Origin of the sequence: Sphingomonas sp. PvP056 (assembly GCF_040549155.1) — a bacterium.
In the GTDB taxonomy this organism is placed as follows: Bacteria; Pseudomonadota; Alphaproteobacteria; order Sphingomonadales; family Sphingomonadaceae; genus Sphingomonas.
On sequence record NZ_JBEPST010000004.1, the window covers coordinates 448,720 to 472,343 of the forward strand.

Below are 23,624 nucleotides of genomic sequence, written 5' to 3' on the forward strand. Positions count from 1 at the left end.
GACCGGCATGCTTTGTATGCTGGCGACGTCGGCCGAGGGGCAGGTCTTCGATAACAAAAGTGTCGTCGCGCTCCATGATGCCGGGCTGGGCGAAATTACGATCATTACAAAGATCAACAGCTTGCCCTGCAGCTATGACGTATCGACCGACAGCCTGATTGCGCTGAAGAAAGCGGGGGTCACGGATGACGTCATTGCCGCCATGGTCGGGCGGTGTGGCGCGTCGTCCCGCGCCCAGGGCATCGATAATCGATCGATGGATCCGTTGGTCAAACATTCGCCCGGCATCTATTTGGCGCAAGAGGCAGCAGGGGCAGGGCGATTGCTGCTTTTACGACCGGTCGTGGGGAGCGGTAACCGCACAACCGGGAACGGAAGCGTCTTATTCCCGCTAAAAACGATGCTCACTGTGCCGCAGCCGCAAAGCCAGAATCACGTGGGGTCGAGCCGACCGACCTTTTATTTCTACTTTGATGCCGCCGACCAGAATGTCAGCGATTTCGGCGTGGAGCGCTCGATCGCTGCGCAGTCTCCGGCTGAGTTCAGCCTGGTCCGGTTCAAGGTGAAAGGAAATGGGCGCGAGATCGAGACGGGGCGATTGTCCGCCTATTTCTCGATCAGCCTCCATCTGGGTGTGAAGGGGAAGGATACGGCTGCGTTTACCGCCGAGGAAATCGGTGACGGCATTTTCAAGGTCACTGCGTCCGACGCATTGGTGGCGGGAGAATATGCGTTTGTGTTCTCGGGGGAAAGCGGGCGTTCGCGCGTGTACGACTTTTCGGTCTTGGACACGAGTTTGCCGGGGAAGCACGCTGCCGGGAAATAGTCTGCAGCCGTCCGGAACAGTTGCGTCGGCTATGGTGGTCGAGGCTATGAACCTCTGACCACCACGCCAAACGCAGTATCGACCCTTACTGCGCGTCGTCTTCCTGATTCTTGGTCACACCGCCGGTGCCGCCAACGCCATCTGGCATCCCGGTAGACGTGAAATTGTCCGGCTCGTCACCGCCTTCGCCGCGCTCGACCGCATCCTTGCGCGCTTCGACCATCTTCTGAAGGTCGCTGCGATCGTCGGTGTCCTCCTTGGGATCGTCAAGCGGGCCCTTGGTCTGCTCCATGTTGGTGTCGCTCATGCGAAATCACCCGACAGGCCGGAGTCGTCGACCGGCTGTGCAGGGTCGACCGGTGGGTCGCCCAACGGTGACGGGTTGGGAATGTCCGTGTCCGGGGTGGGCGGCGGCAGCTCCGTCGGCATCGGCGTGGGCTGACCGGGTTCGGTCGGGACGGTGCCGGGATCGGAAGGCATCGGGGGAAGTTCGGTGGGGGGTGTCGTCGCCATCAGTTTTCTCCTCTGCCAACCCTAACGCATCGGCACCGGCGGAGTTGCCCCATAATATCCCGGAGCCATCACCCGGACTGTTTTTGCGCCAAGTGTCGCCGCGACTTGCCCAACCCTGCGCGCCTGCTATAGACGCCCCCCACACCGGCGGTGTCCTGTGCGGGCGTGGCGGAACTGGTAGACGCAGCAGGTTTAGGTCCTGCCATCGCAAGATGTGGGGGTTCGAGTCCCTTCGCCCGCACCAGCCGCCCGTGGCAAACGGGCGGTAGCCAAACGAATTTCCTGTAAAAGGCCAGACCTGAACATGCAGACTGTCGAGACGTTGAACGAGGGCCTGAAGCGCGCCTACACGCTGAAGATCACCGCGAAGGACATCGAGTCGCGCGTTGACGCCGAACTGAAGCGCGTTGCGCCGACGGTGAAGATGCCCGGCTTCCGCCCCGGCAAGGTGCCCGCGAACCTGGTGCGCAAGATGCACGGTGACGCGCTGATGCAGGACGCGCTCAACAGCTCGATCCAGCAGGGTATCCAGGAGCTGATCGCCGAGCACAAGCTGCGCCCCGCGCTGCAGCCGTCGGTCAGCCTGGAAGAGGGCTATGAGCTGGGCCAGGACGCCAGCATCAAGGTAGAGCTCGAAGTGCTTCCCGACGTGCCGACCCCGGCGATCGAGGGTCTGAAGCTCGAGCGCCTGACCGTTCCGGTCGACGAGGCTGCGGTCCAGGCACAGCTCCAGAAGTTCGCCGACCAGCAGAAGCGCTGGGAAGAGGCCGAAGGCCGCACTGCCGAGACCGGTGATCTCGTCGTGATGGACTTCGTCGGCAAGGTCGACGGCGTCGCGTTCGATGGCGGCACCGGCGAGGACATGTCGGTCGAGATCGGTTCGGGTCGTCTGATCCCGGGCTTCGAGGACCAGGTCGTCGGCGTGAAGGCTGGCGACGAGCGCCAGATCAACGTCAACTTCCCCGCCGATTATCAGGCCAAGGAACTGGCCGGCAAGGCAGCCACGTTCGACCTGACGATCAAGTCGGTGAAGACCGCTGGCGAGACCAAGATCGACGACGAGCTCGCGACCTCGCTCGGCCTGCAGAGCCTCGACCAGCTGACCGAGCTGCTCAAGGGCCAGATCGAGCAGGAGCTCAACGGCCTGACGCGCACCTACATGAAGCGCAAGCTGCTCGACCAGCTCGCCGAGGGTCATGATTTCGAAGTACCGCCGTCGATGGTCGAAGCCGAATTCGGCCAGATCTGGCAGCAGCTCGAGCATGAAGCGACGCATGAGGAAGATCCGGCGGCAGCGCTTGCCGAGATGGAATCCGAGCGGGACGATTACCAGAAGATCGCCGAGCGTCGCGTTCGCCTGGGCCTGCTGCTCAGCGAAATCGGCCAGGCCAACGGCGTCGAAGTCAGCCAGCAGGAAATGAACCGCCTGATCGCGCAGGCAGCGCAGCAGTACGGCCCGGAGGATCGCCAGCGCTTCATGCAGTACGTCCAGCAGGAGCCGATGGCAGCAGCGCAGCTCCGCGCGCCGCTGTATGAGGACAAGGTCGTCGATTACCTGTTCGAGAAGTCCGAGATCACCGACCGCGAAGTGACGCGTGAGGAGCTCGAGGCAGCGATCGAGAGCGACGAGGGCTTCTCGACCGGCACGCACAGCCACGATCACGACAACCACAAGCCCAAGGCGGCCAAGAAGGCATCGTCCAAGAAGGCCAAGCCTTCCGAGGGTGATGACGTCGAGGGCGAAGCAGCCCCGGCGACCGACGATGCGACGGCACCGACCCCCGCCGAGCCGGTAAAGAAGGCTGCGACCAAGAAGGCTCCCGCCAAGAAGGCGGAAGAGCCTGCTGGCGACGAGGCAGCAGCGGAAGCGCCTGCCAAGAAGGCACCGGCGAAGAAGAAGGCCGCTGCGCCCAAGGAAGAGCCTGAGGCGTAACCGCCGGGTTCCACTTTTGAAGGTTCAAATCAGGGGCGGTCTTCGGATCGCCCCTTTTTGTTAGCTATCGGTCATCACGCGGCAGCGTTGCGCGGCCCCGGATCACACCCCGTAACCCAACGGGGGTTGAACTCGTTTCCGGCAACGCCGATGTATGACGTCTCTTCGGGGCATAAAGGATTTCAAGACTCATCATGCGCAATCCGTTCGACACCGGTGACTTCATGGCCCCCCTTCATGGCGCCGGAATGGCTGCCTCGCCCCAGGGCGGGCTCGTTCCGATCGTCATCGAGCAATCCAATCGCGGCGAGCGCAGCTTCGACATCTACTCGCGGCTGCTGCGCGAACGCATCATCTTCATCACGGGCGGCGTCGAGGACCATATGGCCTCGGTGATCAGTGCCCAGTTGCTGTTCCTGGAATCGGAGAATCCGAAGAAGGACATCTTCATGTACATCAACTCGCCGGGCGGCGTCGTCACGGCGGGCATGGCGATCCATGACACGATGCAGTACATCCGCCCGCGCGTCGGCACGGTCTGCATGGGGCAGGCCGCCTCGATGGGCAGCTTCCTGCTCGCAGCGGGCGAGCCCGGCATGCGTGTCGCGTTGACCAACGCACGCATCATGATCCACCAGCCCTCGGGCGGAGCGCAGGGCATGGCGAGCGACATCCAGATCCAGGCGAAGGAAATCCAGCGGATCAAGAACCGGATGAATGCGCTTTATGCGCAGTACACCGGCAAGCCGATCGAGGAGATCGAGCGCGCGATGGACCGTGACACGTTCCTCGAGGCGCATGAGGCCAAGGAATTCGGCCTCGTCGATCAGGTGTTCGACAAGCGTCCGGCACTCCCCGACGACTCGACCACGCCGCCGGCGCTGACGTCTGCATAATTGGAACTGACCGCGTAAATTCACCGTATATTCAGTGCCGGGCGTCTATGTTTTAGCCCGGCACACCTGTCTCAAGACGATTTTGGTGATTGTCGGACCGCGCGAGGGCGGTCTAGGATGGACCCTCGCAGTAGTGCGCCCCAAGGGCTGCCAAGGATGGACTAAATGCCAAAGATGACCGGCGGCGACTCCAAGAGCACGCTTTATTGTTCGTTCTGCGGCAAATCGCAGCACGAAGTCCGCAAGCTGATTGCGGGCCCTACCGTTTTCATCTGCGATGAATGCGTCGAACTCTGCAACGACATCATCCGAGAGGAGACGAAGTCCGCGCTGGTGAGCAAGAAGGACGGCGGCGTTCCGACTCCGCAGGAAATCTGCGACGTGCTCGATGATTACGTCATCGGCCAGAAGCGCGCCAAGCGCGTGCTCTCGGTGGCGGTGCACAATCATTACAAGCGCCTCAACCACGGCCAGAAGGGCGCGGACGTCGAGCTTGCCAAGTCGAACATCCTGCTGATGGGCCCGACCGGCTGCGGCAAGACGCTGCTCGCGCAGACGCTTGCCCGCATCCTCGACGTGCCGTTCACGATGGCCGATGCGACGACGCTGACCGAAGCCGGTTACGTCGGCGAGGACGTCGAGAACATCATCCTCAAGCTGCTCCAGGCGTCCGACTATAACGTCGAGCGCGCGCAGCGCGGGATCGTTTACATCGACGAGATCGACAAGATCAGCCGCAAGGCTGAGAACCCGTCGATCACGCGTGACGTCTCGGGCGAGGGCGTCCAGCAGGCGTTGCTCAAGCTGATGGAAGGCACCACCGCGAGCGTTCCGCCGCAGGGTGGCCGCAAGCATCCGCAGCAGGAATTCCTGCAGGTCGACACGACGAACATCCTGTTCATCTGCGGTGGCGCGTTCAGCGGCATCGAGAAGATCATCGGGGACCGTCTGCAGGGCAAGTCGATCGGCTTCGGTGCCTATGTCGCCTCGCCCGAGGAACGTCGTACCGGTGAGACGCTCAAGGCGGTCGAGCCCGAGGATCTGCTCAAGTTCGGGCTCATCCCCGAGTTCGTCGGCCGTCTGCCGGTGATCGCAACGCTCGAGGATCTCGACGTGCCGGCACTGGTGACGATCCTAACCGAGCCGAAGAACGCTCTGGTGAAACAGTATCAGAAGCTGTTCGACATGGAGACGGTCAAGCTCGGCTTCACCGACGACGCACTGGTGCAGGTCGCCAAGAAGGCGATCGATCGCAAGACCGGCGCGCGCGGGCTGCGCTCGATCCTTGAGGGCATATTGCTCGACACGATGTTCGACCTGCCCGGGATGGACGGCGTCGACGAGGTGATGATCGACAAGGACGTGATCGACGGCCGCAAGGAGCCGATCCGCGTCTATGCAAAGAAGGAAAAGGCGGGGGCAGGCGCGGCGTAACACCGTTCCGGACCACGGTGACTGCAAAAAGGGCGTCGGGCGACCGGCGCCCTTTTTAATGATCGGCGGGTAGCGTCGGTATCTGGATTGACGAATCGTTAACGCGTACGGTTTACGCCAATAGCCCTGTCGTTTGGTTGGGTTACGAGGCCGGGTTGAGACACCGGGCAGTAGAACTGGTCGAGGGGGAGCTGCCATGCGCAACGCAATGCTGCTGTTGTCGACGATGATCGTTCTGGCCACGGGATGTACCCCGGTACAGGAAGAACCGCAGATCTCGGTCGGCGCGCAGCCGGATGTGCCGACGAACTGGCACATGCGGGTCACCGCGACGGACCGCAATGCCATCGATCGGCTACCGATGGCGTGGAGCCGCGCGCGCGCTGCGGTGCCGCGGCGTGCGCGGGCTGCCGTTGCGGCGGAGGGTGTCTTGCTCGATCCCGCCGTCGCGCTTCCCAAGGCGGAGCTTCCGCCGGGGTTATACTACTGCCGGTTGCTCCGCTTCGGTGGGCGCGCTGGGTTCGCGACCTTCAAACCCGACTTCTGCACCGTCGTCGTCAATGCGGACGGGACCGCCTTCAATAAGCAGAGCGGCACGACCCAGCCTCGCGGTTGGCTGTTCACGCAGAACGATACGCGGCAGGTGTTCCTGGGAACGTTTCCGCCGGAACGCGGGGGTGCCGCGCCTGCGTATGGCGTCGATCCGTTAGCCAACGTCGCCGGGGTGGTCGAACGCGTGTCGGGGTTCCGCTGGCGCATGGTGCTGTCGCGGGCCGGGGGCGGTGCGCTGCTCGATGTCTACGAGCTGGTGCCGGTGACGCCCAAGGTGCCGGGTGCCATGCCGGCAGTGGCGGGATAGCGGATCGCTGTTGGGCGGCCCTCAGGGCGTCCGTACGACCAGCGGCAGGATCGCATCGAGCAACAGCATCCCCGCCTCCGTGACGCCCATCCAGTCGCCATCGCGTGCGACCAGTCCCTGGGCGATCAGCCGGTCCGCCGCGGTCGCATCGATCAGGCGGTCGGTGGTCGTCTCGCCAAGCGCAGCAATGCGGGCAAGATCGACGCCCTCGCGCAGCCGTAGCCCCATCAGCAACGCTTCGGTCGAGCGATCGGAAGGGACGAGCACGTCCTCGATCTGCGCGCCGTGGCCGTTGCGGGTGACCGCGGACATCCAGTTCTCGGGCTTCTTGTGCCGCGCTGTAGCAAGCCCGCCGCGTCGCCCGTGTGCGCCCGGGCCGATGCCCGCATAATCGCGGTAGCGCCAGTAGACGAGGTTGTGGCGGCTCTCCGCACCCGGTCGCGCGTGGTTGGAGATTTCATACGCGGGCAACCCCGCCGCAGCGGTCATCGCGCGAGTCGACTCGAAGAGATCCGCTGCCGAATCGCCATCGGGAATCACGATTCGTCCCGCCGCAGCCTCGGTCGCGAAGCGCGTTCCGGGTTCGATCGTCAGCTGGTACAGCGACAAATGTTCGGTGCCGAAGCTCAGTGCGCGGGCAAGTTCGGCCTCCCAATCCGCCATCCGTTGGCCCGGACGAGCGTAGATAAGATCGAAACTGACGCGTCGAAACGCGGCTTGCGCGGTCGCGAGCGCACCGAGCCCTTCGGTCACGTCATGCGCACGGCCAAGGAACCGCAGTGCTTCGTCGTCCAGCGCCTGCAGCCCCAGCGAGACGCGGTTGACCCCGGCTCGGGCGATGTCCGCGAACCGCGCAGCCTCGACCGAGGAGGGGTTTGCCTCGAGCGTGATTTCGATGTCCGCTTCGGGTTTCCAGTAGGTTGTCGCAGCATCGATCACCGCCGCGACGGTTTCGGGCGGCATCAGCGAGGGGGTCCCGCCGCCGAAGAAGATCGATCCCAGACGCCGCCCCGGTAGCGCCGCGGCTTCATATCGCAGGTCATCGAGCAGCGCCTTGCGCCATGCCGCCTGGTCCACGCCGTCGCGAACATGGCTGTTGAAATCGCAATAGGGGCATTTCGAAACACAAAATGGCCAATGCACGTATAGCGCGAGCGGCGGCGACGGATCGCCTGAGGGAGCGGGCATGGCGGGCATGCCGGACGCTATGAAGGTAGACGATGACGCTGGGAAGGTTTTTGGGGTATAACCGCCGAATGATGGGGGGACTGCTGGCAGCGATGATGCTGGGCGGATGCGATGCGCCGGTCCCGAAAACCGTGGTCGAGCCACGGACGATTTCGGGGAGTTATCCGCGCGGGGAAGCGCTGCTCAAGCAGGCGATGCTGGCGCGTCACGCGGCTGCTCGCGCCGAGGTGGGCGAGGCACCTTTGCTGTGGGATGATGCGCTGGCAGCGTCCGCCGCCGTTTATGCCACGACGCTGGTGTCGACCGGGGTATTCCGCCACGCCGATCAGGCGCAGGGCGAAGGCCGGGAAGGCGAGGCGTTGTTCCGCGGCACGCGGGGTGACTATTCCTATCGCGAAATGGTCGACCTGTGGATCGCCGAGAAGGCCGACTTCATCAATGGCGAAACCCCGTTCTTCAGCAAAACGGGGCGTGGCGAGGATGTCGGCCACTATACCCAGATCATCTGGCATTCGACGACGCATGTCGGTTGCGCGCTCAAGAGTAGCCCGACCGACGACTATCTGGTGTGCCGGTATTCCCCGCCGGGGAACGTGGTCGGGGAACGCGCGCTCTGATTCGGCGACGAACGGACAAAGGTGGTTACCGTGAGGGGCGTGATGAGCGCATGTACCGGTCAGGATCAGCGCTGCATGTGCCGGAACGGGAATGCTGTCGCTGTTAACGATGTTCTTCCAGATTAGAGACAATGCTTGGTTAACAGCCATTTATTCGGCGTTGCGACGATAATTTTCATCGGTAGGCCAGGTTTCACCAACCGGCCGACAAACGGCCCCGTAAAAATGGGTGTAACCGATGAAGATGATTAAGGGTCTGTATGCCACCGTCGCGCTCGCAAGCGCTCTCGTTGCGATGCCTGCCGTGGCCGCGACCCCGATCGTCAGCAGCGGCAAGTTGATGGGTGCGACCGGCGTCACGATCGGCGGCGCAAGCTACGACGTGGCATTCCTCGACGGGACCTGCTCCAGCGTGTTCGGCGGGTGCAGCACGAGCAACTTCACCTTCACGACGCTGTCGAGCGCGTTCGCAGCGGGCAATGCTTTGCTCTCGCAAGTGTTCGTCGACAGTGCCGCGGGTGCGTTCGACACGCATCCCAACCTGACCAACGGGTGCAGCACCTCGATCGTCTGCAACATCCTGATCCCGTTCGCCAAGGGCAATGGGGTCGTGCTGGTCAAGGATACGGTCAACACGGCGACGTCGTCGCTCGACTTCACCGTGCCCCTGGCGATCAGTGCCAATGTGTCGACCAAATCTCTGCCGAGCGTCGTCTATGCCAAGTTCACCCCGTCGCTGACCGCAGCCGTGCCGGAGCCGGGCACCTGGGCAATGATGCTCGCCGGGTTCGGCGCGATGGGCGCTGCGCTGCGCTATCGCAAGCGGTCGACCAAACTCAGCTTCGCCTGAGCCTTCGGGTCTATCCAGCAAAAAGCCGGCGGTCTTGCGACCGCCGGCTTTTGTCGTGCGATCGATCGATCGCGGATCAGAGAACGGCGGCGATCATCTGCGCGAACGCCTTGGCGCGGTGGCTGATCGCGTGCTTCTCGCTTGGGTCCATCTCGGCATAGGTCTGGGTGTTGTCGAGCGGCACGAACACCGGATCATAGCCGAACCCGACGGTGCCGCGCGGTGGCCAGGTCAGCGTTCCGTCGGCACGCCCTTCGAACCATTGGACGTGACCGTCGGGCCAGGCGAGCGCCAGCACGCTGACGAAGTGCGCGTCACGGCTGGCGTCCGGCCCTTTCTCCGCGAGCGCCTGCTCGACCTTGGTCATCGCGAGCGTCCAGTCGCGGCCGTTGGGCGTCTCTGCCCAATTGGCGGTGTAGACGCCGGGATCGCCCCCCAGCGCATCGACACACAGGCCGCTGTCATCGGCGAGCGCGGGCAGGCCCGACAGGTCCGCCGCCTGCAACGCCTTCAGCTCGGCGTTGGCGACGAAGGTCGTGCCGGTTTCCTCTGGTTCGGGCAGGTCGAGGTCGGCCGCGGAGACCGCTTCGATCCCATATTCGGCGAGCAGCGCGCCGATCTCGCGGACCTTGCCCGCGTTATGGCTGGCGATGACGAGCTTGCCCGGGCTGAGCTTGCGGATCGCCTGGGGCGGTACGCCGTCCGACGCGCCGGGGGTCACTTCGCCACCGCGCGCGCCTGTGCGGCGAAGATGTCGGTGCACCCCATGCGCGCGAGGCGGAGCAGGCGGAGCAAAGCCTCTTCGTCATAGGTCGCGCCTTCGGCGGTCGCCTGGACTTCGGCGATGTTGCCGGTTTCGAGCAGCACGAAGTTGGCGTCCGCGTCGGCCTTCGAATCCTCGTCGTAATCGAGGTCGAGAACCGGCGTGCCCTTGTAGATGCCGCAGCTGACCGCCGCGACCTTCTGCGTCAGCGGGTCGGCGGTGAGCTTGCCGCTCGCCATCAGCCCGTCGATCGCGAGCCGCAAGGCGACCCATGCACCCGAAATTGCCGCAGTACGCGTGCCGCCATCTGCTTGAATCACGTCACAATCGAGCACAATCTGGCGCTCGCCGAGCAGTTTCAGGTCTGTAACCGCACGCAAACTGCGTCCAATCAGGCGCTGAATCTCCTGTGTTCGGCCCGACTGCTTGCCCTTGGCGGCCTCGCGATTGCCACGAGTGTGGGTCGCGCGCGGGAGCATGCCATATTCGGCGGTGACCCAGCCCTCGCCCTTACCGCGCAGGAACGGCGGGACTTTCTCCTCGATCGAGGCAGTGACGAGCACCTTGGTGTCACCGAAACCGATCAGCACCGATCCCTCGGCATGACGGGTAAAACGCGGCTCGATCGTAATCGCGCGCATCTGGTCGGGGGTACGGCCGCTTGGGCGCATCGGGAATCTCCTGAGATTGGTCGCGACGACCTACCCGTGCGTTGGGATGGTGTCACCCCTATCTGCAAGGGCCGCGACCCCGGAGCCTAACCCCCTGATGACGATGTACCAATCTTCCTCGACTTGCGACCGGATCAAGGGGGCGGGCGGTGCCGCGTTGCTGGTAGCAGCGATCGGATACGGGCTGGTGACGGGGCTGTCGGTCGATTTTCGAACGCGCGTGGTCGAGGAAATGAAAGCCTTTTCCGTGCTGCCGCCCGCACCGCCGCCGCCGAAGAAGGACGTCGTGCCTGCGCCGCGCAAGGCGGAGAAGCGCAAGGAGGCCGAAGCTGCGCCGCCGAACCTGACCGCCAAGCCAACCGAAGTCGTCGCGCCGCCGCCGGTGATCCGCCTGCCACAGCCGCCGCCGGTCGTGGTGGCACCGGTTGCGGGGCCGGGGATCGATCCGCGCGCCGGGGCGGCACCAGTGGTCGGGCCGGGAACCGGGAGCGGCGGGGAGGGTAACGGGCGTGGCAGCGGTCGCGGCGGCGATGGCGATGGCGGCGGGGGCGGGGAGATCCCGCTAGAACTGATCCGCGGCGAGCTGCGCTATCGCGATCTGCCGCGGGACCTTTACGAGGCGCATGTCTCCGGCACGGTCGAGATGGCGTTCGACGTGGGCGTAAAGGGGCGGGTGACCGCCTGCCGGATCACGCGGTCGAGCGGCAACCGGCGGCTGGATGCGGCGACCTGTGCGTTGATTATCGAGAAGCTGCGCTATCGGCCTACGCGGACGGCGGCGGGGGTGGCGGTGCCGGATACGGTTACCGGGGAACAGGTGTGGACGATCGAGCGTGGGGAAGGTGGGGACGAGGAAGACTGAGCTGGACGGCATCCCCCTATAGGCGCTTTCCTGGCGAAGGCCGAGGCCCAGTAGCAAGGTGGAGGGTGTCGGGCGCACCGTCCGCCATTACGCTTCCCGCTACTGGGCCCCGGCCTTCGCCGGGGAAGCGTAAGAAGGGGTCGGAAGCGCTTGGTTAGCAGCTAACCCCCGGCGCTTACCGCCGGAGGCGCCACCAACGCGCTTACTTTTCCCCGCTGCCGGGCTCGGCCATCTTGCGATGCTGATCGGCCAGGATCGACGGCGGCACTACGCCCGTAGCCGCGACCTGAAGCTTGTTCTTGAGCCCAGAGACGATGCTCCCCTTGCCCGCGAACAATGCGTCCCAACCGTCCTTGGCGACGTCGACCGGATCGCTCTTGTGGTCGTCCTGCCCGACGCTGGTGTCGTTCATGCCCGCGCGATCGAAGAATTCGGTCTCGACCGGGCCGGGCATCAGCGTCGTCACCGTGACACCCTTCGAGTCCTTGATCTCATTGCGCAAAGCTTCGGTGAAATTGTCCACGAACGCCTTGGTGCCATTGTACACGGCGTTGAACGCACCGGGGATGTAACCGGCGATCGACCCGGTCACGAGGATCTTGCCGTCATCGCGCGCGACCATGTCCTTTAGGACACGCTGGATCAGATAGATCGTGCCGGTGATGTTGGTATCGACCGATCGGCGCCATTTGGCGACGTCCTGGTTGAGGAATGCCCCGCCCGTACCAATCCCGGCATTGGCGAACAGCAAGTCGATCTGGCGTCCATTCGTCGCGTCGAGCAACTGGTCGACGCCCTCGATCGAGGACAGGTCGGCGTTGACCGACTGGACGTCGGTGCCGAACTGCTTGAAGTCTGCAGCGGCTGAGTCGATCAGCGCCTCGTTGGCGACGACGATCAGATCGTACCCCTGCTTAGCAGCAAGCGTCGCGAGTTCGAACCCGATCCCGGTCGATGCGCCGGTGACGACTGCGAGTTTGTTGGCCATGATAAAGTCTCCTGGAATGCGGGTCAGAGCGTGGGCGCGAGGCCGGGCTTGAGGACGACCTTGGTCACCTCATTCTGGTTGTCGTGGAACATCTTGTAACCCTGTGGCGCCTCTTCCAGCGAAAGCCGGTGCGAGATGAGGAAGGTCGTGTCGATCTTCTCCTCGAGGATCGCCGCGAGCAGTCCGGGCAGGTAATGCTGGACGTGCGTCTGTCCGGTCTTGAGCGTCAGGCCCTTTTCCATGAACGCGCCGAGCGGGAATTTGTCGACGAAACCGCCGTACACCGCAGGCATCGAGACGCGCCCGCCCTTGCGGCAGGCGTAGATCGCTTGACGGATCGCATGGGTGCGATCGGTGCCGAGGAAGGTCGACTTCTTGATCTGGTCGATCACGTTGTCGACGAAGAAGCCATGTGCTTCCAATCCGACGCTGTCGATAACGGCATCGGGACCGATCCCGCCGGTCATCTCCATCAACGCGTCATAGACTGCCGAATCCTCGAAGTTGATCGTCTCGGCGCCGAACTTCTTCGCGAGTTCGAGGCGACGCGGGAAATGATCGATCGCGATCACGCGCTCGGCCCCCATCAGGAACGCCGATTGCACCGCGAACAACCCGACCGGGCCGCAACCCCAGACCGCGACGGTATCGCCGGGTTCGATGTCGGCATTCTCCGCCGCCATCCAGCCGGTCGGCAGCACGTCGGACAGGAACAACACCTTCTCGTCGTCGATCCCCTCGGGGATGACGATCGGGCCGACGTCGCTGAACGGCACACGGACATATTCCGCCTGGCCGCCGGCATAGCCGCCGGTCATGTGGCTGTAGCCGAACAGCCCGGACATCGGCTGGCCATACAGCGTCTGCGCAATGTCTTGATTGTCCGCCGGGAGGCCATTGTCGCAGGCCGAATATTGATGCTTGCCACAGTGGTAGCAGCTGCCGCACGCGATCGTGAACGGGACGACGACCTTCTGGCCTTTCTTGAGCGTCGATTTGGGGCCGATCTCGACCACTTCGCCCATGAATTCATGGCCGAGGATGTCCCCCGACTGCATCGTCGGGATATAGCCGTCGTACAGATGCAAGTCCGAGCCGCAGATCGCGGTCGCGGTGATCTTGATGATCGCGTCGCGCGGGTTGATGATTTCGGGATCGTCGACGGTGTCGACGCGGACGTCGTGACGGCCGTGCCAAGTCAGCGCGCGCATCAGGCCTTCTCCTCTTCATATTGCTTGCGCGTCTGCGCGGCGGTGGCGACTTCGCCGGTTTCCATCAATTGCTTGAAGCGGCGCAGATCACGACGCGCCTGGATCGCAGGTTCGCGCTGGAACAGCTTGGCGATCAGCTTGCCGACAACGCCTGCGGGCGGATCGTAGAGCAATGTCGCAGTCACGACGGTGCCGCGCGCACCGGCATCACGGAAGTCGACGCGGCCGCTATTGTCGATGTCGGCACCGGGTTCGGACGCCCAAGCGATAAACTCACCGACGACTTCGTCGGTGACGACCGAGTCCCACTCGACCGTCTTGCCGCCGGGCGCTTTCACGACCCAGTGCGACCGCTTGGCGTCGAGGACGTCGATCCGCTCGACATTGTCCATGAAGGTCGGAAGATTGGTGAAGTCGCGAAAATAGGCGAAGAGTTCGGCGCGCGGCCGGTTGATCGTGACCGCACGGCCGACAATCGCGTCGCCGCGCTTTTCGAGCAGCGAGTCGGTCATCGCTTCTACGGCGGCAGAGGTGTGTTTGGATGCAGATAGCGGGGCATCGTCGGTGTTGACGTCTGGCATCGGGCCCTCCTGAGTTGTGATGTCGTTAACGCGCTGGGGGGGCGGGACGGTTCCTGCCAAAAGAGGATAACTTCGATCAGGTGCGACACTCCGGGCGCGCGGCACGCCGGTTGAGCGCAGCGACAAGCGGGGCCATATACGTTGGATGAACGCAGCCCCGATCACCGAACTCAACGACCGTGCGCGGGACATCTTCCGGGTGGTAGTGGAGAGCTATCTCGACACCGGCGCGCCGATCGGGTCGCGCGCGATCGCGCATCTGTCGGGGCTCAACCTGTCGCCCGCATCGATCCGCAACGTGATGCAGGATCTCGAGGAACTCGGGCTGCTCGCGGCACCGCATACCAGCGCGGGGCGGATGCCGACCGAAACCGGGCTGCGCTTGTTCGTCGACGGGATGATGCAGGCGCTCGAACCCTCTGCCGAGGAACAGGCCGCGATCGCGGCGCGGCTGACGCATGCCGGGCCGGTCGAGGAAGCGATCGCCGCGACGACGGCGGCGCTGTCGGGGCTGTCGGCATGCGCGGGGATGGTGATGGTCGCCAAGCGCGAGTTGGTGCTGCGGCAAATGAGCTTCGTGCCCTTGTCCGCCGAACGCGCGCTGGCGGTGCTGGTCGGTGCGGATGGATCGGTCGAGAATCGCGTGATCGCGTTGCCGCCAGGCCTCCCGGTGTCCGCGCTGGTCGAGGCGGGCAATTACATGAGCGCAATGCTCGGCGGCCTGACGATCGCCGAGGCGCGCGCGCGGATCGAGACCGAGATGATGGACGAGCGTGCCGAACTCGACGGTGCCGCGCGGGCGCTGATCGAGCGCGGGCTCGCGGTCTGGAGCGAGGATGGCGATCGGCGTCCGGTGCTGATCGTGCGCGGTCAGGCGCGGCTGATCGACGATGCCGCTGCGGCCGACCTGGAACGGGTGCGCGACCTGCTCGACGATCTCGAGGGGAAACAGGATATTGCCCGGTTGCTCGACAATGCCGCCGCGGGGGATGCGACGCGTATCTTCATCGGTGCCGAGACCAAATTGTTCGCGCTGACGGGGTCGTCGGTGATCGCCAAACCGTTCCGCGGATTGGACGGTCGCGTGGTCGGAGTCGTCGGCGTGATTGGCCCGACGCGGTTGAACTATGCGCGCGTCGTGCCCATGGTGGATTATACCGCCGCGACACTCGCGCGCTTGATGGGTTGAACACGGGATTTTTGGACGACATGAGCGATAACGACACCAACCAGGCCTCTGATCTGCGCGAGGAAACCGCCGCAGCCGCGCCCGAAGTCGCCGAGCATGATGCCGCCGACGCACGTCTCGAGAAGCTCGAGGCAGAACTCGCTGAGTCGAAGCAGGCGGTTTTGTATGCGCACGCCGAGGCGCAGAACATTCGCCGCCGCGCGGAGAAGGAAACCGCCGACGCACGCGCCTATGCTTCGACGGCGTTTGCGCGCGATCTGCTGTCGGTTGCCGACAATCTTGCGCGCGGTCTCGACGCGATTCCCGCAGAGTTGCGTGAGGACGAGAAGATGAAGGGTCTCGTCGCCGGTCTCGACGCGACCGGGCGCGAACTCGAAGCTGTGTTCCAGCGCCACGGCATCAAGAAGATGACGACGATCGGGGAGAAGCTCGACCCGAATTTCCACCAGGCGATGTTCGAACTTCCGAGCGACGAACCGGCCGGCACGGTCGTGCAGGAAATGCAGTCGGGCTACATGATCAAGGATCGGCTGTTGCGTCCGGCGTTGGTCGGGGTCGCCAAAGCGCAGTGACGCGAACGGCGGTTCGATCGCCTGTGGTTCTTGGGAACCCGGGCGATCGTCGGACGGATGATGCGCGCATCGGAAACAGCGGCGGACTTCCTTTACGCGACGATGGCGTTCGCGCTCGCGAGCCAACCTTGGTCGGCGTCCAGAAACTTCTGCTTCAACGTCGACGTCGCCGCGACCTTCTGCTCGAACAACCCGCGGTCCAGCATCAGGCGTTCGAGCGCGTCGGCATAGTGCAGCGCGACGTCGGGCTCGACCTCGACCGCGGCAGCCTTGACCTGCAGCAATGCCGGGCAAACCCTGGACGTGACGACCGGCCGGCCGGCGAGGACAGCTTCAACGACGACCTTGTTGAAGCCTTCCACGAAACTCGATCGCGTGGGCACTACGACACAGGATGCGTCCGACATTTGCCGGATCATGTCCTCGCGTTGGCAATGCCCTAAGCAGCGGATGAGTGACCCGAGGTCTTCCGCATCGATACGCGCCTGAAGCGCGTCCAAATCGGTACCCGTGCCGCAGACCGTGATGCGGAACGGGCGTCCGCCGCGTTGACGGAGCGACTTGCCGATATCGATCAGGTCGAAAACGCCTTTGCCTTCCTCGACTCGCCCGGCAAACAGGATCTCGAACACATCGGCGTCGAACGAAGCCGGTTCGACCTTGGCGAAATCGTCACCGATATAGGTCGGGCTGAAGACACGGATGGGCGGAAGGTCCGCGCCGCAGAGCGTCGATACCTGGTCTGCGATCGTATCAGACACCGCAAGCACTCCGGCGCAATGCCGACGGATGAACCATGCTTCCGCCGCCAGTGCCCATCGCCGCATCCGGCTAGGCGTGCCCGACCACAGGACGGTGTGGATCGAAAGGTAGATCCGGCGATTGCGCGTAGCGACGAGCGCGAGGGGGAACCAATAGCCAGCACCGTCCATGACGATCACGTCGGTTGGCGCGCGGCGCAGGATTTGCCAGCAATTGACCAGCGACCGGGTGACCATCTGCGCATGGTACATCACGCCAGATCCGCCCTCATGAACAGGACCAACCGCGATCGTCATGTCGCGCACCTTCTCCTCGCGCGGCTCCGTAGCGTTCCCGAGCACGACGCCGGGGCGGGCGCGCTTGCGTACCAGGTCGAAGAATTGCGCGGAGTAAGTCACCGCGGTTTGCGACGTGTCGCGCCGCCCTTCGGCCCATTGCCGGAACGTGCCCAGGATATCACCCGACACGGTGATATACATGATCGGGCTCACATCGGGATCAGCGTAACCACCGGTCTGCATTGCTGGTAGGGTCGACATGCAGGCAATTCCCGTCGAGGAAGTAGTTTCAACTCCGCCGCTTACGAGTGACGCATCCGTGGGCAGATCGATCAGAACGCGGTATCGAACGGCTCAGGCGCCATTCGCCGCCTGCGCGCCGGAGGTACCGATCATACCCGCCCGTTAAACACGCCTTGAAACGCTGTGGCCAAATACGTGACAGGGCGTTTATGCCAACGCAAGAAAATAATGGTGAAAACTTTATGACCAACACCACCACTGACCGTAAAACGTATGTAACAAATCTGCAATGTTCTATTACCGGGGAGAGCTATGAGGCCGATGTACTGCACGGCTTGTCGAGGGCGGGACGGCCGTTGCTCGTACGTTACGATCTGGCTGCGCTGAAATCTGCGCTGACTCGGGACGAGGTTGCCGCACGCCCCACGGACCTATGGCGGTGGCGCGAACTGTTGCCGGTACGTCGGACCGAAAACATCGTCAGTCTGGGAGAGATCGAGACCCCGTTGCTCGCCATCCCGAAAAGCGCGGGCAGTCCCAACGTTCTGGTCAAGGACGAGGGACGCTTGCCCACCGGGTCTTTCAAGGCGCGCGGACTCGTGATGGCGGTCGCGATGGCGAAGGAACTGGGCGTCACGCGTATCGCGATGCCGACCAACGGCAATGCCGGTGCGGCGCTGGCGGCCTATGCCACACGCTGTGGAATCGAGACGATCGTGTTCTGTCCCGAGGATACGCCAGAGATCAACGTGCGCGAGATCGCGCTGCAGGGGGCACGGGTCTACCGCGTCAACGGGCTGATCGACGATTGCGGCGCGATCGTCGGCAAGGGCGCGGCCGAAGGGCGGTGGTTCGATTTTTCGACGCTCAAGGAGCCGTATCGGATCGAAGGCAAGAAGACGATGGGGCTCGAACTCGCCGCGCAATTCGGATGGAAGCTGCCCGATGCGATCTTCTATCCGACCGGCGGGGGCACCGGGCTGATCGGGATGTGGAAGGCGTTCGACGAGCTCGAGCAGCTCGGCTGGATCGGGTCCGAGCGCCCACGCATGTATGCCGTCCAGGCGAGCGGCTGCGCGCCGATCGTGCGTGCGTTCGAAGCGGGCGAGGAACATGCCGAGCGCTGGGAAGATGCGGCGACCGTCGCGGCCGGGATCCGGGTGCCCAAGGCCGTCGGGGACTTCTTGATCCTGCGTGCGGTGCGTGAAAGCGGCGGCAAGGCGCTCGGCGTCGGCGATCCCGCAATCCTGAAGGCGGTCGATGACTGCGCCAAGAAGGACGGGTTGCTACTGTGTCCCGAGGGCGGCGCGACGCTGGCGGCGTATCGCGAGGCGCTGCGCACTGGGGAAGTGGATGAGGACGAGCAAGTGGTGCTGTTCAATTGCGCGACCGGACTCAAATATCCGATGCCTGCAGCAGATGCGGCGATCGACCGGTTCGCACCGATCGACTTCGACGCGCTGTGAAGGGAGGGGCTGAAGGGTGCTGGCAGCTGCGTCGGTTCCTTCAGTTCCCTGCCGCCTCCCCGGCGAAGGCCGGGGCCCAGTAGAAATGATGGCTGTCATCGCGCGCGGCGACCGACACCGTCCGGCTCGCTACTGGGCCCCGGCCTGCGCCGGGGAAGCGCTCAAGTGGCTACGCTTTCCATGATGTCCGCGTAGATCGCCGTCAGTGCGATTAGGTCGTCGATTACCACCGCTTCGTCGAGCTTGTGCATCGTCGCGTTGAGCAGCCCGAACTCCACCGTTGGGCAGACGGCGGACAGGAACCGCGCGTCGGAGGTGCCGCCGGTAGTGGACAGCTCCGGAATGATTCCGGTTTGCCGCTCGATCGCCGCTGCGACCAGTGCTGATAGCGGCCCGGGTTCTGTCAGGAACGCCTCGCCCGAAATCCGTGCGATCACGGTCGCGTTCGGGTCGTGCCGCGCGACCACGGCCTCGATCCGTTCGACAAGACCGGCACCGGTGTGCTCGTCGTTGAAGCGGATGCTGATCCGTGCCTCTGCACGTGCAGGAATGACGTTGGTCGCGGGGTTGCCGACAGTGATGTCGGTGATCTCGATATTGGACGCCTGGAACCAGCGATTGCCCTCGTCGAGCACGATCGCGTCGATCTCCGCCAGGATCGCGACGAGGCGGGGGATCGGATTGTCGGCAAGGTGCGGATAGGCTACGTGTCCCTGCAGGCCGGCAACTGCGATCCACAGGTTGACCGATCCGCGCCGCCCGATCTTGATCGTGTCGCCGAGCCGATGCGCGGAGGTCGGTTCCCCCACCAGGCAGAAGTCGGGTGCGACATCATGCGCGCGCATGCGATCGATTAGTGCGCGGGTGCCGTAGGTCGCAGGGCCTTCCTCGTCCCCGGTGATGATCAGGCTGAGCGGCGCACCGGGTGCTTCCGGGATGGCGGCGACGAACGCCGCGATGGCGCCCTTCATGTCGACCGCGCCGCGACCGTAGAGCAGGCCGCCACGTTCGGTCGGGGCGAAGGCGTCGTTCGTCCAGCCGTCACCCGGCGGGACGACGTCGAGATGCCCGGCAAAGGCGAGATGGCGACCATGCCCCGCGCGTGTGGCGAGGAGATTCTCGACCGGGCCATCGGGTGCGTCGCCGGTCACGAACCGGTCGACCGAGAAGCCCAGCGCGATCAGCGCATCGGAAAGCACGTCGAACACCGGCCCCCGCGCGGGCGTGACGCTGGGACAGGCGAGCAGCGCGGTTGCGAGGCTGACGACATTCGGTGAGCAGGGGGTGTGATCCATCCGCCGGACATTGCCTAAGCGGCGATCGCTTTCAATCCCGTCCGTCGGCGCATCCGCAAGCTTTCCGGGCAGACCGTCGTCCCCGTTTACAATAGGCCTAAGCATTAACGATAAAGGATCGCGGAAAAGGCGAATTGGCACGCGGCTTGCGAAGTCGACGGCAAGACAAGCATTGCGCACCGAGGATCAAGTTAATGAATAAGACCATCCTGTTCACCGCTGTTGCAACTGCCCTCGTGTTCTTCTCGACCGGCGCGAATGCCGCCGCCAACCTCATCAGTGCAGCCGTGACCGGATCGAACGGTGCCACCATCTGGAACACGACCAGCGCGACCCGTTCGAATACCGTGTTCGTCCAGCAGCCGATCGGCAATGTGATGAACCCGGAGGGGCAGGCGCTCAACGACCCGACCGAAGCGGGACTCAACAGCTTCAGCATCAACGGTGACGGCTGGCCGATGGGCATCAAGGGCGCATCGGACCCCGCTTACAAGATGACGCTTACCTTCGCCGATGGCGCGCAGATCTCCGGGATCTACAACGTGCTGTTCGACGACGTGCTCGACGCGACGTCCGCGACCGTGGGCACCACGACCTACAGCTTCACGGGCTTTTCGTGGGATCGTTCGCGCGCCGACAACGTCAGCGGCACCATCGCGCGACCGGGCGGGGACGGGCGCGACTATGCGGGCCAGTTCTCGTTCACCGCCGTCGAGAGCGCGGTTCCGGAGCCCACCACCTGGGTGATGATGCTTGCAGGGTTCGGCATGATCGGGCTCGGCTTGCGCTTGCGCCGGACTGCGGCACCGCGGGTCGTTTACGCCTGATCAGTACCGGCTGTTGCGATGGGAGGCCGTCGGTCCACCAGGGCTGGCGGCCTTCGCCTTGTGGGGAGCGGGTGCCTGCGGCACGATGACGATCTTCCGGGGGGGAACGCCATGCCGAAGATCGATCTAACGCAAATTCCGCAAACCAACGCGACCGGCTATCCGCCGCCGTTCGATGCTCCGGTCGCCGGTCGCATGTACCGCCGCCTTGCGCCGGTGGCGGGATTGACGCATGTCGGTGCCAGCCACGTCACACTGTTGCCGGGGGCATGGTCGTCGCAGCGGCATTGGCATGCGGATGAGGACGAGCTCATCATCATGCTCACAGGCGAAGCGGTTCTGGTCGAGGACGCCGGAGAAACGGTCCTCCAGGCAGGCGATGTCGCGACCTTCGCCGTAGGGGTGCGCGACGCCCACCATCTCCAGAACCGGACCGAACAGACATGCGTGTTCGTCGCGATCGGCGCGGGGCCAAGACGGCTCGGCGGGGAATATGCCGACATCGACATGCGTTTCACGCCGGACGGCTACACGCACAAGGACGGCACGCCGTATCTGACGCAACGGTTGCCGTAAGGGATTTGCCCGTAGCGGTGGTGCGCCACAGGTTTCGACTGCGCTCAGCCCGAACGGAAGGGCAGTGCGGGGAAGGTCGCCCTTTCGGTCCTACGCGGTCGTTGCGGGCTGTTCGAACTGTTCGATCACCCATTCCTCTTCCTGCGCCTGCGCGATCCAGTCCTGGACGAAGGGATGGTGCAGCACCGCGTCCATATAGGCGTTTGCAAAGCGCGCGATTGGCAGGCTGTAGGTGACGATCCGCGTGACAACGGGCGCGTACATGATGTCCGCCGCGCCGAACGCGCCGAACAGGAAATCCCCGTTGCCGCCGAAGCGTGCGCGTGCCTGCGCCCATAGCTCCATGATCCGCTGCAGGTCGACGAGCACGTCGGGGTCCGGTTTGTGCGGCGGGAAGATCTGGCGGACGTTCATGCTGTGCTTGCGGCGGAACGCGGTGAAGCTCGAGTGCATCTCTGCTGCCATCGAGCGCGCCATTGCGCGGGCGGCGTCGTCTGCTGGCCAGAACAGGTCGCGGCTGGTCTTCTCTGCTAGATATTCCACGATGGCGAGGCTGTCCCACACCACCGCCTCGCCGTCCCATAGGATCGGTACCTTGCCGGAGGAGGGCGCGAACTCGTCGCCTTCGCGGCGCTTGTCCCATTCGGCATCATAGAGCGGAACGACCGCTTCCTCGAACAGCAGGCCCGATTGCTTACACGCGAGCCAGCCGCGCATGGACCAGGAGGAATATGCCTTGTTGCCGATAATCAGTTTCATGCAGCCAGCCTAGGCATGTGCCGGACCCGACGCAACAACGCCGATCCGAGGTGGCATCGCAAAGATTCCTGTCGCATGAGCAAGCGGATGAACCGGAACGCCCCGCATCTGATCCGTCTGGCTTCAATCGTGTGGAGGCGGCGCGGCTCTCGACAAGCGGGGGAACATCTCGGGCGGCTGCGACGGCGGCTGGCAACCGGGGTGGGGGCGGTGTTGCTCGGGCTGGCCGCGCTGGCGTTTGCCGGGATCAGCGATCAAGCGCAGGCGGAATTTGCGCGGTTCGTCGGGCAGTGGCCTTATGCGCCGCTGCTACTGACGCCCGCGGTGTTCGTGTCGGTCGTGTGGCTGACGCGCCGGATCGCGCCGTTTGCGCGCGGGTCGGGCATTCCGCAAGTGATCGCCGCCAGTCGCGCACCGCAGTCGCAGGCCGCCGCCGCGCTGGTGTCGCTGCCAACTGCGGCGGTCAAGCTGCTACTGACCGTGGTGATGCTGCTTGGTGGCGCGTCTGTCGGTCGCGAGGGACCGACGGTCCAGGTCAGTGCGGCGATCATGGTCAAGGTCCACCACTATCTGCGCGTGCCGATCACCGCGGGCGTACTGATCGCGGGGGGCGCGGCGGGCGTCGCGGCCGCGTTCAACACGCCGCTAGCGGGGGTGGCGTTCGCGATCGAGGAACTTGCCGCCGCATATGAGCAGCGCGTCGCGGTGCTGGTGATGGGGGCGGTGATGATTGCGGGGCTGACCAGCCTCGGGATCGCCGGCGACTATGTCTATTTCGGCGCGATGCGGTCTACGCTTGGGGTGAGTGCAGTGTTGACGCTGGCGCCCGTGGCAGGCGTGATCGGTGGCGCGGCGGGCGGGCTGTTCGCGCGGCTAGTGCTCGGCTTCGCGGGTACGCAGTGGCGGCCGGTCGCGGTGGCACGGTCGCGCCCGTTGCTGCTCGCGCTGGGGTGTGGGCTGGTTGTTGCGATGCTCGGCATCGCGACGGGCGGCGGCACCTGGGGGACAGGGTACGGCGCAACGCGTGCGCTGGTCGAGGGGAGCGGGCAGTCGCAATGGTTCGGCCCCGCCAAGTTTCTGGCGGCGCTCGCGACGACGCTGAGCGGCGCGCCGGGCGGGATCTTCGCGCCGTCGCTGGCGGTCGGAGCTGGCCTGGGGAACCTGCTGACGGGGGTGTTCAGCAGCCAACCGGCGAGCGCGGTCGTGTTGCTCGGGATGATCGCGTATTTCGTCGGCGTGGTGCGCGCACCGCTGACCGCAGTGATCATCGTGATGGAAGCGACCGCGGCGCGCGGGATGATCCTGCCGCTGTTTGCGACCGCGCTGATCGCGGATGCCGCGAGCACGTTGGTGTGTCGGGAGCGGCTTTATCACGGACTGGCGAAGCCATTCCTCGCGCTGGTGGAGCCCAAAGCCAGCCATCACCCGTAGGAACGTAATGCCCCATCGTACCGACCGTCATCGG

The 23,624-nt window shown here is 64.5% G+C and carries 25 protein-coding genes and 1 tRNA gene; 15 read left to right on the plus strand and 11 right to left on the minus strand.

Going from position 1 to position 23,624, the window contains the following annotated elements; translation table 11 throughout:
• Positions 1-16 precede the first annotated feature (16 nt).
• Positions 17-826, plus strand: coding sequence for a hypothetical protein (locus tag ABIC17_RS12640; RefSeq protein WP_354282179.1), 810 nt, complete (start codon positions 17-19; stop codon positions 824-826).
• A gap of 85 nt (positions 827-911) precedes the next feature.
• Here ABIC17_RS12640 and ABIC17_RS12645 read toward each other — a convergent pair whose 3' ends face one another.
• Positions 912-1,133 (minus strand): hypothetical protein, encoded by a 222-nt coding sequence (locus tag ABIC17_RS12645; RefSeq protein ID WP_354282181.1) that lies wholly within the window; start codon positions 1,131-1,133, stop codon positions 912-914.
• A complete protein-coding gene (locus tag ABIC17_RS12650) occupies positions 1,130-1,339 on the minus strand; it encodes a hypothetical protein (RefSeq protein WP_354282183.1) in 210 nt (69 codons plus the stop codon). Before ABIC17_RS12650 ends, ABIC17_RS12645 begins: the two co-directional genes overlap by 4 nt.
• Positions 1,340-1,498: 159 nt before the next feature.
• Between ABIC17_RS12650 and ABIC17_RS12655 the strand changes: the two genes are divergently transcribed.
• From ABIC17_RS12655 to ABIC17_RS12675, 5 genes are all read left to right on the plus strand, one after another.
• Positions 1,499-1,583: transfer RNA gene (locus tag ABIC17_RS12655), tRNA-Leu, on the plus strand.
• 60 nt (positions 1,584-1,643) lie between these two features.
• Entirely contained in the window at positions 1,644-3,272 is a 1,629-nt protein-coding gene (tig, locus tag ABIC17_RS12660) for a trigger factor (protein ID WP_354282185.1), read from the plus strand.
• Between the two features lie 194 nt (positions 3,273-3,466).
• Positions 3,467-4,168, plus strand: a complete 702-nt coding sequence (locus tag ABIC17_RS12665) for an ATP-dependent Clp protease proteolytic subunit (RefSeq protein ID WP_354282187.1) — start codon at positions 3,467-3,469, stop codon at positions 4,166-4,168.
• A gap of 165 nt (positions 4,169-4,333) precedes the next feature.
• Positions 4,334-5,602: an ATP-dependent Clp protease ATP-binding subunit ClpX gene (gene clpX, locus ABIC17_RS12670; RefSeq protein WP_131529270.1), complete on the plus strand. Its 1,269-nt coding sequence runs from the start codon at positions 4,334-4,336 to the stop codon at positions 5,600-5,602.
• Positions 5,603-5,798: 196 nt separating this feature from the next.
• On the plus strand, positions 5,799-6,461 hold the full coding sequence (locus tag ABIC17_RS12675; RefSeq protein ID WP_354282189.1) for a DUF4893 domain-containing protein: 663 nt from the start codon (positions 5,799-5,801) through the stop codon (positions 6,459-6,461).
• A 21-nt stretch (positions 6,462-6,482) separates the two neighbouring features.
• On the opposite strand, the gene hemW is transcribed toward ABIC17_RS12675, so the two are convergent.
• On the minus strand, positions 6,483-7,649 hold the full coding sequence (hemW, locus tag ABIC17_RS12680) for a radical SAM family heme chaperone HemW (RefSeq protein WP_354282343.1): 1,167 nt from the start codon (positions 7,647-7,649) through the stop codon (positions 6,483-6,485).
• 68 nt (positions 7,650-7,717) lie between these two features.
• On the opposite strand from hemW, the gene ABIC17_RS12685 reads away from it, so the two are divergent.
• Positions 7,718-8,266, plus strand: a complete 549-nt coding sequence (locus ABIC17_RS12685) for a CAP domain-containing protein (RefSeq protein ID WP_354282191.1) — start codon at positions 7,718-7,720, stop codon at positions 8,264-8,266.
• 238 nt (positions 8,267-8,504) lie between these two features.
• Positions 8,505-9,116 (plus strand): PEPxxWA-CTERM sorting domain-containing protein, encoded by a 612-nt coding sequence (locus ABIC17_RS12690; protein ID WP_354282193.1) that lies wholly within the window; start codon positions 8,505-8,507, stop codon positions 9,114-9,116.
• Between the two features lie 76 nt (positions 9,117-9,192).
• Here ABIC17_RS12690 and rdgB read toward each other — a convergent pair whose 3' ends face one another.
• A complete protein-coding gene (rdgB, locus tag ABIC17_RS12695) occupies positions 9,193-9,837 on the minus strand; it encodes an RdgB/HAM1 family non-canonical purine NTP pyrophosphatase (protein WP_354282345.1) in 645 nt (214 codons plus the stop codon).
• Positions 9,834-10,550, minus strand: a complete 717-nt coding sequence (gene rph, locus ABIC17_RS12700; RefSeq protein ID WP_354282195.1) for a ribonuclease PH — start codon at positions 10,548-10,550, stop codon at positions 9,834-9,836. The genes rdgB and rph overlap by 4 nt, the downstream gene beginning before the upstream one ends.
• 97 nt (positions 10,551-10,647) lie before the next feature.
• Here rph and ABIC17_RS12705 point away from each other — a divergent pair, with 97 nt between their 5' ends.
• Positions 10,648-11,412, plus strand: a complete 765-nt coding sequence (locus ABIC17_RS12705; protein ID WP_354282197.1) for an energy transducer TonB — start codon at positions 10,648-10,650, stop codon at positions 11,410-11,412.
• 202 nt (positions 11,413-11,614) lie between these two features.
• On the opposite strand, the gene ABIC17_RS12710 is transcribed toward ABIC17_RS12705, so the two are convergent.
• The 3 genes from ABIC17_RS12710 to ABIC17_RS12720 are packed head-to-tail and all read right to left on the minus strand — an operon-like array spanning position 11,615 to position 14,192.
• Entirely contained in the window at positions 11,615-12,400 is a 786-nt protein-coding gene (locus tag ABIC17_RS12710) for an SDR family NAD(P)-dependent oxidoreductase (RefSeq protein ID WP_354282199.1), read from the minus strand.
• Positions 12,401-12,423: 23 nt separating this feature from the next.
• Entirely contained in the window at positions 12,424-13,611 is a 1,188-nt protein-coding gene (locus ABIC17_RS12715) for a zinc-dependent alcohol dehydrogenase (protein ID WP_354282201.1), read from the minus strand.
• A complete protein-coding gene (locus ABIC17_RS12720; RefSeq protein WP_354282203.1) occupies positions 13,611-14,192 on the minus strand; it encodes an SRPBCC family protein in 582 nt (193 codons plus the stop codon). The genes ABIC17_RS12715 and ABIC17_RS12720 overlap by 1 nt, the downstream gene beginning before the upstream one ends.
• A 145-nt stretch (positions 14,193-14,337) precedes the next feature.
• On the opposite strand from ABIC17_RS12720, the gene hrcA reads away from it, so the two are divergent.
• A complete protein-coding gene (hrcA, locus tag ABIC17_RS12725) occupies positions 14,338-15,381 on the plus strand; it encodes a heat-inducible transcriptional repressor HrcA (protein WP_354282205.1) in 1,044 nt (347 codons plus the stop codon).
• A 20-nt stretch (positions 15,382-15,401) separates the two neighbouring features.
• Positions 15,402-15,953 (plus strand): nucleotide exchange factor GrpE, encoded by a 552-nt coding sequence (grpE, locus tag ABIC17_RS12730; protein WP_354282207.1) that lies wholly within the window; start codon positions 15,402-15,404, stop codon positions 15,951-15,953.
• 92 nt (positions 15,954-16,045) lie between these two features.
• On the opposite strand, the gene ABIC17_RS12735 is transcribed toward grpE, so the two are convergent.
• Positions 16,046-17,254: a glycosyltransferase family 4 protein gene (locus tag ABIC17_RS12735; protein ID WP_354282209.1), complete on the minus strand. Its 1,209-nt coding sequence runs from the start codon at positions 17,252-17,254 to the stop codon at positions 16,046-16,048.
• A 224-nt stretch (positions 17,255-17,478) separates the two neighbouring features.
• Between ABIC17_RS12735 and ABIC17_RS12740 the strand changes: the two genes are divergently transcribed.
• The gene (locus ABIC17_RS12740; RefSeq protein WP_354282211.1) at positions 17,479-18,702 is read left to right on the plus strand and encodes a threonine synthase; all 1,224 of its coding nucleotides are present in this window, start codon (positions 17,479-17,481) and stop codon (positions 18,700-18,702) included.
• Between the two features lie 161 nt (positions 18,703-18,863).
• Here ABIC17_RS12740 and dapE read toward each other — a convergent pair whose 3' ends face one another.
• Entirely contained in the window at positions 18,864-19,997 is a 1,134-nt protein-coding gene (dapE, locus tag ABIC17_RS12745) for a succinyl-diaminopimelate desuccinylase (protein WP_354282213.1), read from the minus strand.
• Positions 19,998-20,191: 194 nt separating this feature from the next.
• Here dapE and ABIC17_RS12750 point away from each other — a divergent pair, with 194 nt between their 5' ends.
• Complete coding sequence (locus tag ABIC17_RS12750; protein WP_354282215.1) at positions 20,192-20,824, plus strand: PEPxxWA-CTERM sorting domain-containing protein; 633 nt, start codon at positions 20,192-20,194, stop codon at positions 20,822-20,824.
• Positions 20,825-20,935: 111 nt separating this feature from the next.
• On the plus strand, positions 20,936-21,400 hold the full coding sequence (locus ABIC17_RS12755) for a cupin domain-containing protein (RefSeq protein ID WP_354282217.1): 465 nt from the start codon (positions 20,936-20,938) through the stop codon (positions 21,398-21,400).
• 90 nt (positions 21,401-21,490) lie between these two features.
• Here the strand turns inward: ABIC17_RS12755 and ABIC17_RS12760 are convergent, their stop codons facing one another.
• Positions 21,491-22,159: a glutathione S-transferase family protein gene (locus tag ABIC17_RS12760; RefSeq protein WP_354282219.1), complete on the minus strand. Its 669-nt coding sequence runs from the start codon at positions 22,157-22,159 to the stop codon at positions 21,491-21,493.
• Between the two features lie 75 nt (positions 22,160-22,234).
• Here ABIC17_RS12760 and ABIC17_RS12765 point away from each other — a divergent pair, with 75 nt between their 5' ends.
• Positions 22,235-23,590, plus strand: coding sequence for a chloride channel protein (locus ABIC17_RS12765; RefSeq protein WP_354282221.1), 1,356 nt, complete (start codon positions 22,235-22,237; stop codon positions 23,588-23,590).
• Positions 23,591-23,624 lie beyond the last annotated feature (34 nt).

Excerpts from the sequence above, each read along its gene's own strand:
- ABIC17_RS12640 (WP_354282179.1), top strand. The coding sequence starts at position 17 with ATGCTGGCGACGTCGGCCGAGGGGCAGGTCTTCGATAACAAAAGTGTC.
- ABIC17_RS12645 (WP_354282181.1), bottom strand. The coding sequence starts at position 1,133 with ATGAGCGACACCAACATGGAGCAGACCAAGGGCCCGCTTGACGATCCC.
- ABIC17_RS12650 (WP_354282183.1), bottom strand. The coding sequence starts at position 1,339 with ATGGCGACGACACCCCCCACCGAACTTCCCCCGATGCCTTCCGATCCC.
- tig (WP_354282185.1), top strand. The coding sequence starts at position 1,644 with ATGCAGACTGTCGAGACGTTGAACGAGGGCCTGAAGCGCGCCTACACG.
- ABIC17_RS12665 (WP_354282187.1), top strand. The coding sequence starts at position 3,467 with ATGCGCAATCCGTTCGACACCGGTGACTTCATGGCCCCCCTTCATGGC.
- clpX (WP_131529270.1), top strand. The coding sequence starts at position 4,334 with ATGCCAAAGATGACCGGCGGCGACTCCAAGAGCACGCTTTATTGTTCG.
- ABIC17_RS12675 (WP_354282189.1), top strand. The coding sequence starts at position 5,799 with ATGCGCAACGCAATGCTGCTGTTGTCGACGATGATCGTTCTGGCCACG.
- hemW (WP_354282343.1), bottom strand. The coding sequence starts at position 7,649 with ATGCCCGCTCCCTCAGGCGATCCGTCGCCGCCGCTCGCGCTATACGTG.
- ABIC17_RS12685 (WP_354282191.1), top strand. The coding sequence starts at position 7,718 with ATGATGGGGGGACTGCTGGCAGCGATGATGCTGGGCGGATGCGATGCG.
- ABIC17_RS12690 (WP_354282193.1), top strand. The coding sequence starts at position 8,505 with ATGAAGATGATTAAGGGTCTGTATGCCACCGTCGCGCTCGCAAGCGCT.
- rph (WP_354282195.1), bottom strand. The coding sequence starts at position 10,550 with ATGCGCCCAAGCGGCCGTACCCCCGACCAGATGCGCGCGATTACGATC.
- ABIC17_RS12705 (WP_354282197.1), top strand. The coding sequence starts at position 10,648 with ATGACGATGTACCAATCTTCCTCGACTTGCGACCGGATCAAGGGGGCG.
- ABIC17_RS12710 (WP_354282199.1), bottom strand. The coding sequence starts at position 12,400 with ATGGCCAACAAACTCGCAGTCGTCACCGGCGCATCGACCGGGATCGGG.
- ABIC17_RS12715 (WP_354282201.1), bottom strand. The coding sequence starts at position 13,611 with ATGCGCGCGCTGACTTGGCACGGCCGTCACGACGTCCGCGTCGACACC.
- ABIC17_RS12720 (WP_354282203.1), bottom strand. The coding sequence starts at position 14,192 with ATGCCAGACGTCAACACCGACGATGCCCCGCTATCTGCATCCAAACAC.
- hrcA (WP_354282205.1), top strand. The coding sequence starts at position 14,338 with ATGAACGCAGCCCCGATCACCGAACTCAACGACCGTGCGCGGGACATC.
- grpE (WP_354282207.1), top strand. The coding sequence starts at position 15,402 with ATGAGCGATAACGACACCAACCAGGCCTCTGATCTGCGCGAGGAAACC.
- ABIC17_RS12735 (WP_354282209.1), bottom strand. The coding sequence starts at position 17,254 with ATGTCGACCCTACCAGCAATGCAGACCGGTGGTTACGCTGATCCCGAT.
- ABIC17_RS12740 (WP_354282211.1), top strand. The coding sequence starts at position 17,479 with ATGACCAACACCACCACTGACCGTAAAACGTATGTAACAAATCTGCAA.
- dapE (WP_354282213.1), bottom strand. The coding sequence starts at position 19,997 with ATGGATCACACCCCCTGCTCACCGAATGTCGTCAGCCTCGCAACCGCG.
- ABIC17_RS12750 (WP_354282215.1), top strand. The coding sequence starts at position 20,192 with ATGAATAAGACCATCCTGTTCACCGCTGTTGCAACTGCCCTCGTGTTC.
- ABIC17_RS12755 (WP_354282217.1), top strand. The coding sequence starts at position 20,936 with ATGCCGAAGATCGATCTAACGCAAATTCCGCAAACCAACGCGACCGGC.
- ABIC17_RS12760 (WP_354282219.1), bottom strand. The coding sequence starts at position 22,159 with ATGAAACTGATTATCGGCAACAAGGCATATTCCTCCTGGTCCATGCGC.
- ABIC17_RS12765 (WP_354282221.1), top strand. The coding sequence starts at position 22,235 with ATGAGCAAGCGGATGAACCGGAACGCCCCGCATCTGATCCGTCTGGCT.